This window comes from Parasphingorhabdus litoris DSM 22379 (assembly GCF_020906275.1).
Lineage (GTDB): Bacteria > Pseudomonadota > Alphaproteobacteria > Sphingomonadales > Sphingomonadaceae > Parasphingorhabdus > Parasphingorhabdus litoris.
Window position 1 is genome coordinate 888703 of sequence record NZ_CP086727.1, and the last position, 11963, is coordinate 900665.

At 53.0% G+C, this 11963-nt stretch carries 14 protein-coding genes; 13 read left to right on the forward strand and 1 reads right to left on the reverse strand.

Features of this window, described 5'->3' with window-relative positions; genetic code table 11:
- The first annotated feature begins 10 nt into the window (after nucleotides 1-10).
- The 13 genes from ctaD to BS29_RS04480 all read left to right on the forward strand — a co-directional run bounded on the left by ctaD (nucleotide 11) and on the right by BS29_RS04480 (nucleotide 9994).
- Nucleotides 11-1663 carry a cytochrome c oxidase subunit I gene (gene ctaD, locus BS29_RS04420; protein WP_229956011.1) on the forward strand — a complete coding sequence of 551 codons (1653 nt, stop codon included), beginning with the start codon at nucleotides 11-13 and terminating at the stop codon, nucleotides 1661-1663.
- A gap of 90 nt (nucleotides 1664-1753) precedes the next feature.
- Complete coding sequence (locus BS29_RS04425; protein ID WP_229956012.1) at nucleotides 1754-2659, forward strand: heme o synthase; 906 nt, start codon at nucleotides 1754-1756, stop codon at nucleotides 2657-2659.
- Complete coding sequence (locus BS29_RS04430; protein WP_229956013.1) at nucleotides 2656-2820, forward strand: hypothetical protein; 165 nt, start codon at nucleotides 2656-2658, stop codon at nucleotides 2818-2820. Before BS29_RS04425 ends, BS29_RS04430 begins: the two co-directional genes overlap by 4 nt.
- Entirely contained in the window at nucleotides 2817-3407 is a 591-nt protein-coding gene (locus BS29_RS04435; protein ID WP_229956014.1) for a cytochrome c oxidase assembly protein, read from the forward strand. The genes BS29_RS04430 and BS29_RS04435 overlap by 4 nt, the downstream gene beginning before the upstream one ends.
- Before the next feature lie 33 nt (nucleotides 3408-3440).
- A complete protein-coding gene (locus BS29_RS04440) occupies nucleotides 3441-4310 on the forward strand; it encodes a cytochrome c oxidase subunit 3 (protein ID WP_229956015.1) in 870 nt (289 codons plus the stop codon).
- A gap of 9 nt (nucleotides 4311-4319) precedes the next feature.
- Nucleotides 4320-4712 carry a DUF983 domain-containing protein gene (locus BS29_RS04445; RefSeq protein ID WP_229956016.1) on the forward strand — a complete coding sequence of 131 codons (393 nt, stop codon included), beginning with the start codon at nucleotides 4320-4322 and terminating at the stop codon, nucleotides 4710-4712.
- Complete coding sequence (locus BS29_RS04450) at nucleotides 4709-5299, forward strand: SURF1 family protein (protein ID WP_229956017.1); 591 nt, start codon at nucleotides 4709-4711, stop codon at nucleotides 5297-5299. The genes BS29_RS04445 and BS29_RS04450 overlap by 4 nt, the downstream gene beginning before the upstream one ends.
- A gap of 42 nt (nucleotides 5300-5341) precedes the next feature.
- Complete coding sequence (gene thrC, locus BS29_RS04455; protein ID WP_229956018.1) at nucleotides 5342-6745, forward strand: threonine synthase; 1404 nt, start codon at nucleotides 5342-5344, stop codon at nucleotides 6743-6745.
- Complete coding sequence (locus tag BS29_RS04460; RefSeq protein ID WP_229956019.1) at nucleotides 6738-7622, forward strand: class I SAM-dependent methyltransferase; 885 nt, start codon at nucleotides 6738-6740, stop codon at nucleotides 7620-7622. Before thrC ends, BS29_RS04460 begins: the two co-directional genes overlap by 8 nt.
- Before the next feature lie 45 nt (nucleotides 7623-7667).
- Nucleotides 7668-8039: a dihydroneopterin aldolase gene (locus BS29_RS04465; protein WP_229956020.1), complete on the forward strand. Its 372-nt coding sequence runs from the start codon at nucleotides 7668-7670 to the stop codon at nucleotides 8037-8039.
- Entirely contained in the window at nucleotides 8036-8809 is a 774-nt protein-coding gene (locus BS29_RS04470; protein ID WP_229956021.1) for an SDR family oxidoreductase, read from the forward strand. The genes BS29_RS04465 and BS29_RS04470 overlap by 4 nt, the downstream gene beginning before the upstream one ends.
- Before the next feature lie 114 nt (nucleotides 8810-8923).
- On the forward strand, nucleotides 8924-9481 hold the full coding sequence (locus BS29_RS04475; RefSeq protein ID WP_229956022.1) for a fasciclin domain-containing protein: 558 nt from the start codon (nucleotides 8924-8926) through the stop codon (nucleotides 9479-9481).
- A gap of 105 nt (nucleotides 9482-9586) precedes the next feature.
- Entirely contained in the window at nucleotides 9587-9994 is a 408-nt protein-coding gene (locus BS29_RS04480) for an EVE domain-containing protein (RefSeq protein ID WP_229956023.1), read from the forward strand.
- Nucleotides 9995-10293: 299 nt separating this feature from the next.
- Here the strand turns inward: BS29_RS04480 and BS29_RS04485 are convergent, their stop codons facing one another.
- Nucleotides 10294-11958 (reverse strand): thiamine pyrophosphate-binding protein, encoded by a 1665-nt coding sequence (locus BS29_RS04485; protein ID WP_229956024.1) that lies wholly within the window; start codon nucleotides 11956-11958, stop codon nucleotides 10294-10296.
- Nucleotides 11959-11963: the final 5 nt, after the last annotated feature.

The window sequence follows — 11963 nt, forward strand, 5'->3', positions numbered from 1 at the left end:
AACGCAAGCGATGACAACTATTGCAGCAGATGGCCAGATTTTGGATGATCACGCGCATGATGCGGACCACAAGCCGGCCTTTTTCCAACGTTGGTTCATGTCGACCAACCATAAAGATATCGGTACGCTTTACCTGATTTTCGCAATTATTGCTGGTATTATTGGCGGCGCGATTTCCGGCATGATGCGGATGGAACTGGCTGAGCCGGGTATCCAATATCTCACTGGCTGGGTCGGGTCAGGCGCATCCATGGACGAAGCGCTTCACCTTTGGAATGTCCTTATCACCGCACATGGTTTGATTATGGTTTTCTTCATGGTGATGCCGGCCATGATTGGTGGCTTCGGTAACTGGTTTGTGCCGCTCATGATCGGTGCGCCGGATATGGCATTCCCGCGGATGAACAATGTCAGTTTTTGGCTGTTGATCCCTGCTTTTTTGCTGTTGCTCGGGTCAGCCTTCGTTCCTGGTGGAACGGGTGATGGTGCTGGTACCGGGTGGACGGTCTATGCACCGCTATCGACTTCTGGTTCGGTTGGTCCAGCGGTGGACATGGCCATTCTTTCACTGCATCTGGCTGGTGCGAGTTCCATTTTGGGCGCTGTTAACTTTATAACGACCATTTTGAACATGCGCGCACCCGGCATGACGTTGCACAAAATGCCATTGTTCGTGTGGTCGGTTCTGGTTACCGCATTTTTGCTATTGCTCGCACTCCCCGTTTTGGCTGCCGCTATCACGATGCTGCTGACGGATCGGAACTTTGGAACAACATTCTTTGATGCTGCTGGTGGTGGTGATCCGGTGCTTTATCAGCATCTCTTCTGGTTCTTTGGCCACCCGGAAGTCTACATCATGATTCTTCCTGGCTTCGGTATGATCAGCCACATTATTTCCACCTTCTCACGCAAGCCGATTTTCGGTTATCTTGGCATGGCCTATGCAATGGTGGCAATTGGTGTTGTGGGCTTCGTGGTCTGGGCGCACCATATGTTTACCACGGGCATGTCAGTCAATGTGAAGATGTACTTCACGGCTGCAACTATGGTAATTGCGGTGCCGACTGGCATCAAAATCTTCTCGTGGATCGCAACCATGTGGGGCGGTTCCATGACGTTCAAAACGCCAATGGTCTGGGCATTGGGCTTTATCTTTATGTTTACCGTAGGCGGCGTAACGGGCGTTGTGCTGGCCAATGGCGGCATCGACGACAATCTACATGATACTTATTATGTGGTTGCTCACTTCCACTATGTGTTGTCTCTCGGGGCAGTCTTCTCGATCTTTGCCGGTTTCTATTATTGGTTCCCGAAAATGTCGGGTCGCCACTATAATGAACTGCTTGGTCAGTTGCATTTCTGGATTTTCTTCATCGGTGTGAACGTTTTGTTCTTCCCCATGCACTTCCTGGGTAACCAGAGCATGCCGCGCCGCTATCCTGACTATCCTGATCAGTTTGCTTATTGGAACGAGATCGCATCAATCGGCTATGTGATAATGGCAGTTGGTGTGTTGATCTTCTTCGTCAACATTGCTTGGTCGATGATTGCTGGCCGCAAGGCAGAAGGAAATTACTGGGGCGAAGGAGCGACAACGCTGGAATGGACATTGTCCAGCCCACCGCCATTTCACCAGTTTGAAACACTGCCTCAGATAAAATAATCGAGGCGAAACCAAGGATCAGTCTGTCCCGTGACCTTTCGGTTACTGGACAGACCTCCACATTGACGACTTGAGATATTTGAAAAAGATATGACAATCGCTTCAACATCATCCCACAAGCTGGCTAGCGCACAGGACCTGTTTGCGCTGACCAAGCCGCGCGTGATGTCGTTAGTGATCTTTACTGCTATTTGTGGTTTGCTGGCAGCTCCTGGCTCAATCCATCCGGTGATTGGTTTTACTGCGATATTGGCGATTAGCCTGGGTGCGGGGGCTTCTGCAGCCCTGAACCAATGGTATGAGTATGATATCGATGCTGTAATGAAACGGACAGCAGATCGTCCACTTCCGGCTGGCCGCATGGACCGTGAAACAGCCCTGCATTTCGGCGTCGGATTATCCGTCTTTTCCGTTTTGCTGATGGGTGTCGCGGTCAACTGGTTGAGCGCTGCGATATTGGCTTTTTCTATCTTCTTCTATGCCGTGGTCTATACCATATGGCTGAAACGTAGCACGCCGCAGAATATCGTTATTGGCGGTGCCGCCGGTGCTTTCCCACCTGTGATAGGTTGGGCGGCCGTAACCGGCGATATCACAATCATGCCGCTGTTACTCTTTGCCATCATTTTCTTTTGGACACCGCCGCATTTCTGGGCGCTCGCGCTTTTTGTGAACAGCGATTATTCCAAAGCGGGAATACCGATGATGCCCGTTGTTGCTGGCCGACAATCGACGCGTAAGCAGATTGCTGCTTACAGCCTGATCTTGGCTGCATGCGCTATCGCACCATATGTCCTTGGAATGACGGGTGTGATCTATGGCGCTTCTTCGATAATATTGAGTTTGGTGTTCATTCTCCTCTCTTTCCGCGTTGGCATGAGCAAGACAGAGAACCCTGCAGCCATGAAGGCGGAAAAGCATCTTTTTAGCTATTCGATACTATATCTCTTCACTCTTTTCGGTGCGCTTGTTGCGGACAGGATGATGTTCGCATGAGCGAAATTGATACCCATAAAACAACAATGTCGCCTGAGGAACAAAAGGCATATCAAGCCAAGCAAAGGCAGCGTGCAGTTATCATGGCCGGGTTGCTCTTTTTTCTGGTAGTGTTATTTTATCTTATAACCTTCGTTAAGATAAACGGAGCGGTGTCATGAGCCACGCACAGACGCAAGATTTATCGAGTAAAAACATCCGCAGCGCCATGATGGCAGGTGCGATGGGTTTGGCTATGCTGGGCATGGGTTATGCAGCGGTACCCCTTTACGAAATTTTTTGTCGCGTTACCGGATATGGCGGAACAACGCAGCGTGTAGGTGAAGCCCAGGCGGCTACCGTGCAAGCTACCTCCAGGGTCATGTCAGTCAGGTTTGACTCCAATGTGAACTCCGCTTTGCCATGGGCATTCAAACCTGAAAACCCTGTAGACCGGGTCAGCGTTGGCGCACGCGACATGGCGATTTATATCGCAACCAACAAGTCGGATCAGCCCGTCGTTGGCACGGCAACATTCAACGTGACCCCTGTACAAGCAGGAAAATATTTCCACAAAGTGCAATGCTTTTGCTTCACGGAGCAACTTTTGGAGCCAGGGCAAACGATGCGGATGCCCGTATTATATTATGTCGATCCCGCGATTTTGGAAGATCCAGAAACGCGTGACATTGAAGAAATCACCTTAAGCTACACATTTTATCGCTCTAAAGACGGCATTGCGGTGGACCCCGCTAAGAGCGATAGCTAAGAACAGTAACGAACAAATCTGGGGAATAGAACCATGGCTGGAGCCAAAAACCACGATTACCATATTTTGCCGCCGGACATTTGGCCGTTTATCGGTTCCATGTCGGCATTGGTTATGGCTTTTGGCGGCATCATGTGGATGCACCCTGACGTATTCGGGTCTTTCGGTTCGCTTGTTTTCGCCATTGGTGTTGGCCTCGTTGGTTTGACCTTTTTTACTTGGTGGGCAAATGTTGTTAAAGAAGCCCATGCTGGTGATCACACGCCCGTAGTTCAGCTTCATCTGCGCTATGGAATGATCCTTTTCATTGCGTCGGAAGTCATGTTCTTTGTTGGTTGGTTCTGGGCGTGGTTTGACTATTCCTTGTTCCCGCAGCCAATTGATTTTGCCGATGGTATCGCCACTAATATGATCGGTCAGGAAGGCGCTGCAGCGCTTATGCAGTGGCCGCCCAAGGGGATCGAGGTTTTAAATGCGTTTGAGCTACCGCTTCTCAACACCCTTATTCTGCTGTGTTCCGGCACAACCGTTACATGGGCGCATCATTCGCTGATACATGGAAATCGTGAAGGGTTGATCACTGGCTTGTGGCTGACAATCATTCTCGGTGTCGTGTTTAGCCTGATACAGGCTTATGAGTATAGCATCGCACCTTTCCCATTTGCTGGGCTCAACTACAGCAGCGCTTTTTACATGGCGACAGGATTCCATGGTTTTCACGTACTCGTCGGCACAATCTTCCTAATTGTTTGCTTGGCGCGGGCTTATAAAGGCCATTTCACTCCCAAGCAGCATTTCGGCTTTGAAGCGGCTGCTTGGTATTGGCACTTTGTTGACGTTGTTTGGTTGTTCCTGTTCCTTGCAGTCTATGTTTGGGGCGGATGGGGCGCACCGGTTCACTAGGACAGGTTATTGACTGATACTGAAAACTCGAAAGGGCAGCCGGATCTTATTCCCGCTGCCCTTTTTGGACTTTGTCCCCATTGCGGTCAAAAGACACTGTTTCGCAGCATCACCGCTTTTTCTGACAAATGCCGGGCGTGCGGGCTAGACTATCGGGAATATAATGTCGGGGATGGTCCGGCTGCGTTTCTGACGCTGATTGTCGGAGGGTTGGTGCTGGCGCTGGCCTTGATTGTCGAGCTTAACTACCGACCATCTATGTGGCTGCATGTGATTTTATGGTTTCCGTTGACTATAGTAGCCGTTGTCGGATCTCTGAGAGTGTCAAAGGCGATTTTGCTTATTCTGGAACATCGCAATCAAGCACGCGAGGGTAGTATTGACGACGGCGATGCGACATGAAGCGGTTACCTATTGTCGTGACCCTGATCGTTTTAGCCGCAGTAGCGACGATGATTGCGCTTGGCGTTTGGCAGTTGCAGCGCGCCGAGTGGAAAAATAGCCTGTTGGCGACTTATGAGGCGGCAGGCGATCAACCTGCCATTAGCTATCCATCGGTACCAACCACAGATAACCTGCTTTATTTTCGACGATCCTCTGTGAATTGCCTAGAAATATTATCCTGGCGTTCTGTCAGTGGACGGAATGCCAACGATCAATCAGGTTGGGCGCACATAGCTCATTGCCGAACATCAGGAGCCGAAGGGCCGGGCGCGCAAGTTGTCGCAGGCTGGTCCCGATCGCCTGAAAACCCCGAATGGAGCGGCGGCACGGTTAATGGGATCATCGCGCCAGACAGCCAGCATGTTCTGCGCCTGGTTGCTAGCGAGCCAGTTGCCGGATTGCAGAAAAGTCAGGAACCCTCGACGGATGACGTTCCCAACAATCATATGGCTTATGCTGTACAATGGTTTTTATTCGCTGGAATCGCATTGATCATCTATTTTCTAGCTTTGCGAGGGCGCAACCGAGCGGCAACCAAAGCTTAGAACTTGCCCTCCGACAGCGAGGCCGCTAACCCGCTGGCCATCATGGAATATATCTCGACACGCGGCGGCGCGGCGCCTTTGGATTTTGAACAGGTAACTCTGGCTGGATTGGCTGGTGATGGCGGGCTGTATGTCCCATCCCATTGGCCCAAGCTGGCAGAAGGCGATATCGCCGATATGGCCAGTCTTAGCTATTCCGAAGTTGCCGTGCGGGTGATGAAGCCATTTGTCGGAGATGTGCTCAGCGAAGGTGAGTTGCGCGATTTGTGTGACAAGGCTTATGGACGCTTTGCCCACAAAGCTGTGACCCCACTCGTGCAGTTGGATGGCCAGCATTGGTTGCTGGAGCTTTTCCATGGTCCCACACTCGCCTTCAAGGATGTTGCGTTGCAGTTGCTGGGCCTATTGTTTGAGAAATTCCTGGCACGGCAGGACAAGCATCTGACCGTCGTTGGAGCGACCTCGGGTGATACTGGGTCCGCTGCCATAGATGCGCTGGCAGGGCGCGAGAAGGTGGATATCTTCATGCTGCATCCGGACGGACGCATATCCGATGTCCAGCGGCGGCAGATGACCACGGTATTGGCGCCCAACGTCCATAATATTGCTATCAACGGCAGCTTCGATGACGCCCAAGCCATGGTCAAAAGGATGTTTGCCGACGAGCAGGTGATGGACCGGTTTGCGATTTCTGCGGTTAACTCGATCAACTGGGCGCGATTGATGGCGCAGATCGTCTATTATTTCTATGCAGCCTCTCGACTTGGAGCGCCCCATCGCAAGGTCGCTTTCTCTGTCCCAACAGGTAATTTTGGTGATGTCTTCGCGGGCTATGTCGCGGCGCAAATGGGATTGCCGGTGGAACGGCTTGTGGTTGCCACAAACGTCAATGATATTTTACATCGGGCTTTGCGCAAAGGTGACTATTCGGCCGACACAGTGACGCCAACCGCTGCACCGTCGATGGATATTCAGATCAGCAGCAATTTTGAGCGATTACTTTTTGATCTCGAAGGCCGGGACGGTGCGAAGACAGCTGCACGGATGAAAGCTTTCGAAGAATCACGCGATATGCAGATCGCACCGGAAATGCTGGAAAAAGCTGCAGCAATCTTCACTAGCGAGCGTGTCGACCCTGATAGTATGACGCTCGCCATGAGCCAGGCGCAGGAGGATTCTGGGCAGGTAATCGATCCCCATACTGCGATCGGGCTATCCGCTGCCCGATCGGCTGATATTGATCCATCCGTTCCGATTGTCACATTGGCCACTGCCCATCCGGCTAAGTTTCGCGATGCGGTCGAGCGAGCAACCGGCATGCGTCCGGCGTTGCCGCGACGTATTGGGGATCTGTTCGATCGAGAAGAAGCCTGCGATAAATTGCCCGGCGATTATGACGCGGTAAAAGCATTTGTGACCACTCATGCTACGGCTGCCAATGGTTGATGCGACCGTGAAGCCTGGCGTGATGATCAGCGATCCGCGCAGCGACTATGCGCTGATCGATAGCGGTGATGGCCGCAAGCTGGAACGCTATGGCGACTATCAATTTATTCGCCCGGAACCGCAGGCCATGTGGGCGCCTGCACAGGATGATTGGCAGGCCGATGGTGAATTTATTCCCGCATCGGATAATGACGGTGGCGGACGCTGGCATTTCAATCGACCTGTGCCTAAAGAAGGATGGCCGCTGACTTGGGAAGAGGTCACCTTTACGGCGCAATGCACACCCTTTCGCCATCTTGCTTATTTCCCTGACATGGACCCGGTATGGCGCTGGATCCGGTCGAATCTGGAAGGCGTTGAGGAAGCGCAGGCGCTTAATCTCTTTGGCTATACAGGTGTTGGGACATTGGCGCTGTCCGCTTCTGGCGCAAAGCTGGTGCATGTCGATGCGTCGAAGAAATCCGTGTCGGCGGCGCGGGACAATGCTACTCTTTCCGGCATGTCGGAGCGCCCGGTACGCTGGATTATTGACGATGCTGCGAAATTTGCAGCGCGGGAAGTACGGCGGGAACGGCGCTATGATGCGATTCTGCTTGACCCACCCAAATATGGCCGCGGGCCGGATGGCGAGATATGGCGGCTTGAGGAAGACCTCGCCCCGCTGATTGAGAATTGCGGGAAGCTGCTCGACGAGAATAGCCGCTGCCTTTTTCTGACCGTTTATGCGGTGCGTATGTCTGCGTTGGCGCTAGGGTCGCTCCTTACAGAGAAGTTGGCTCATCTTGGTGGCATGATTGAGGTTGGCGATCTCGCGGTATGCGAAGAAGCGCGCGGACTGCTGCTGCCGACGGCGATTTATGCGCGTTGGTCCAAATGACAAGCATGGCTTGCCAATGGCGCTGCAACATGGTGAAGACATAATATGACAGACTCACTTACATTAGAGGTCAATGATTTAGAGGTAGATGTCCTGACCGGCATTTATTCGGAAGAGACCCACTTGCCGCAGCCTTTGCGGATTTCTATTGCCGCTGAACTCAAGATTCAGGAGCGCTATGAAGCGGATACGCCGCTGGATAGCTCCAAAAATTATATGGACCTTAAAGATGCCGCGACATCAGCTCTACCGGAAGGCGTTCATTTCAAACTGATCGAAGCGGTGGCCGATCATATTATCGAGACATTGTTCCTACAGGACAAAAGCGTGCTTCGGGTGACGGTGAAAATCGTCAAATTGCTGATCTCCGAAAAGGGTGAAGCCATCGGTATTACGTTGTCCCGGGCGCGCAAATGAACAACCGGCCGTTGAAGCTGGCCTTGGTGACGGGCGGTGTTCGCCGTTTGGGTGCCCATATTGCAGCGCGATTGGCAGATGCGGGCTATGCGCTTGCTCTGCATGGTCATAGCGATGCCGAGCCTGATGTCGAACTGACGGAAGCACTGAAGCGCAACGACACCCAATGGCATGGTTTTGTGGCGGATTTCAGCGATGATGGTGCGGCTGCTGACCTGCTTGGGGCGGTTGGTGAGAAATTTGGGCGGATACCGGATCTGTTGGTCAACAATGCGTCCCTGTTCGAATATGATGACGCAGGGAGTCTGACGGGTCAGTCACTTGAGAAGCACTTGAAGATCAACATGATGGTTCCGACCCTGTTGACCACCTTGCTTGCCGATCAAGTGCGGGAAGGCGAGCAGGCATCGGTGATTAACATTGTCGATCAGCGTGTCCGCAATCCCAATGGTGATCAACTTAGCTATACTTTGTCGAAACAGGCTTTGGCCGAATCCGTACGAAGCCTTGCATTCGCCTGCGCGGGGAAATTGCGTGTCAATGGTGTAGCTCCCGGGTTGACGCTGGAGACCGAGGATTATAGCGACGACCAAATGCAACGCTTGGCAATTAATATGCCGCTGAATCGGCTTTCTGCCCCAGATGACATTGCTGTAGCGGTACGTTATCTGGCTGAGGCAGACAGTGTAACGGGGCAGATATTGTTCGTGGACGGCGGAGCTCATATGAAAAGTTTCGATCGCGATTTCATGTTTATGGAGCGTCGTTAAATCCCGAATTAATACTCAATTCATCGATAAACACCTTACATGGCGGGGATCAGCCCCCACCCTGCCGTGCGGGCTTTTAGCTAAAATGGGGGACCTATTAGTGAAAGGATCATTGTGCGTAACATTTCAAAATTCCTCCTGGCTAGTGCAGCCTCCATCTCCCTAGTTGCTTGTGGCGAGCAGGCCGCCGAGCTCGAAGAAGTCGCGGTCGAAGAACCTGCGGAACCAACAGATATTGTTGGTGTCGCCCAGAATAAATCAGATTTTTCAACGCTGGTTGTTGCCATGACAACTGCTGAATTGGGCGAAACCCTTTCTGGAGAAGGGCCCTTCACCGTGTTCGCTCCAACTAATGATGCGTTCAATAAAGTCGATCCGGCAGAACTGAGCGATTTGCTCTCTCCTGAAAAGAAAGACGATCTAGCGGCATTGCTCAGCTATCACGTTATTTCCGGCAAGATGACGGCCGCTGATGTGACGCAAGCTATTGCCGATGGTAACGGTACCGCAACACTGACAACAGTTCAGGGCGCAAAACTCAAAGCGTCTCTGGAAGGCCAGAAAGTCATCCTGGAAGACGCAACGGGTAATAGGTCAACGGTTACACTTGCCGATGTTGATGCAACCAATGGCGTGATCCACGCAATCGATACGGTTGTGATGCCCGGTTAAAACCGAACCAAGAATGTTTCGAAAGGCCTCGCCTCGCGGCGGGGCCTTTTTTGTTGGCATTGGCGGGGTTTTTGATAGGCTGGGCGGTGAAAAAGGAGCCGATAGATGACACAATATTGGTTGATGAAATCAGAGCCCGATGAATATGGCTGGGATGACCTGATCGCGGAAAAAGAAGGCACCTGGGACGGCGTCAAAAATGCGCAGGCCAGCAACAATATGAAAAAGATGAAGGTCGGCGACCAAGTGTTTTTCTATCACTCGCGCCAGGGACTGGAAATCGTCGGGATTATGGAAGTCAGCGAAGAGCAATTTCCTGACCCGTTCGACGATACCGGTCGCTGGATTGCGGTGAAGGTGAAGCCGGTGCGAAAATTGAACAAGGCTGTGCCGCTGAAAGAGATGAAGCAGAATCCGAAGCTCGCCAATTTAGCGATCATTCGGCAGACCCGTTTATCGGTCGCACCGGTGACTGCGGATGAATGGGAAGAGATTTTGGCGATGGCGGCATAACCCGATTTTCGATAGAGGGTCACACAGGGTCACACCCCCCAAAGCGGGAAAAGATTTTCGTGGTTTGCCAAAGAAAATAACGGCTTATGGCGAGCATTTTTCGCGTAGATATTCAAGACTGAGAAAGAGCGAGACCTCGGAAATATCATAAAGCCGCTCGTGTAGGAAAGCGCTTTGATCCGAGCGAGCGGATGGATATTTGTGCTCCGCACTTGATGCGGAGCACAGGATGAGAGGACGTGACAGCTAACCCTAGGCTCCGCATCAAGTGCGGAGCACGTAGCATATAGCTTTTGCGCTTATTTGCTCCGCAACCCGCTGACCGTGGCACCGGCAGCAGTGAGAAATTCCACATCGGTTTTCAGGTGCAAAAGGCGCAGGCCTTTATGCTGCATGGCTTGCTCCAGCGCTGGAGCAAATTCTTCCGTGCTTTCGACCGTCGCGCTCCATCCGCCATAGGCTTTGGCAAGCATCGCGAAATCCGGGTTTTGCAGCGAAGTGGCCGACAGACGCGAGGGATACTCGCGCTCCTGATGCAGGCGGATGGTTCCGAAACTGCCATTGTCGATCACCAGCACGAGCAGGTTTGCGTCATATTGTACCGCTGTCGCTAGTTCCTGACCGTTCATCATGAAATCACCGTCACCGGCAATCACCACCGAGACGCGGTCTGGAAAGCGCAGAGCCGCGGCGACCGAAGCCGGCACGCCATAGCCCATCGCACCGGATGTCGGCCCAAGCTGGCTCGGGAAATCGCCATAGGTCCAGTAACGATGCCACCAGCCGGAAAAATTGCCTGCGCCGTTGCAGATGATCGCGTCGGCCGGCAGCATGTCCTGCATCGCCGCTACGCAGGGCCCGAGATCGAGCTTCGCATCGGTTGGTTTGACCGTTGTCCATTGTTGATAGTCGGCATGGGCCGCTTTACCGGCATCAAAGCTGAGGAGGTCGTCATCCCATAACGCGGCTTGTTCGGCAAATTCGTGCATCTCTGCGCAAATCGGCAGATCAATGCGATAGACATGGTTGAGCTCGTCCGGGTCGGGGTGGATGTGGACGAGTGTCTGATCGGGATGATCCGGGGTGATCAGTGTGTAGCCATCGGTGGTTGCCTCGCCCAGCCGCGCGCCAACCGCGATCACCAGATCGGCGGCCTTTACCCGCTCGACCAGTTTGGGATTGGGGCCATAGCCGAGATTGCCAGCATAGACCGGGCTGGTATTGGGAAAATTATCCTGACGCCGGAAGGCGCAGGCGACCGGTAATCCAATCCGCTCAGCATAGGCCGCAAAATTTTCTCGCGCGCTGGCACACCATCCTGCACCGCCGATAATCGCAATCGGGTCAGTGGCATCGCGCAGCAAATCGGTGAGCGTGGTCATAGCGTTGGCACACATTGGTTGTACTGGTGCGACCACTTTGGGGCGGTCGAGTGTTTCGACAACATCGCGCAGCATATCTTCGGGTAGGCTCAGCACCACTGGGCCAGGGCGCCCCGAACTGGCGGTATCAAAGGCCCGCGCAATATATTCGGGGATACGCGCAGCATTGTCGATCCGCGCTGCCCATTTGGCGAGGGGCGTGAACATGGCGGTGAAATCGACTTCCTGAAAGCCTTCGCGGTCACGATCATCACGCGCAACATCGCCAATGAACAGGATCATCGGGGTGCTGTCCTGCATCGCTGTATGGACACCAATGCTGGCATTGGTTGCACCGGGGCCGCGGGTGACAAAGGCGATGCCGGGGCGTCCGGTCAGCTTGCCATCGGCTTCGGCCATGAACGCAGCGCTGCCATCCTGACGGGTCGAGACGGTTTCAATGGTGCCGCAATCATGCAGCGCATCGAGAACGGAAAGGAAGCTTTCACCGGGGACGGTGAATATCCGGTCCGTTCCTTGGATCACCAGTTGATCGACCAAAACTTGCGCGCCCGTTCTCTTATTTGGGGTACGTTTTGTCATTGTGC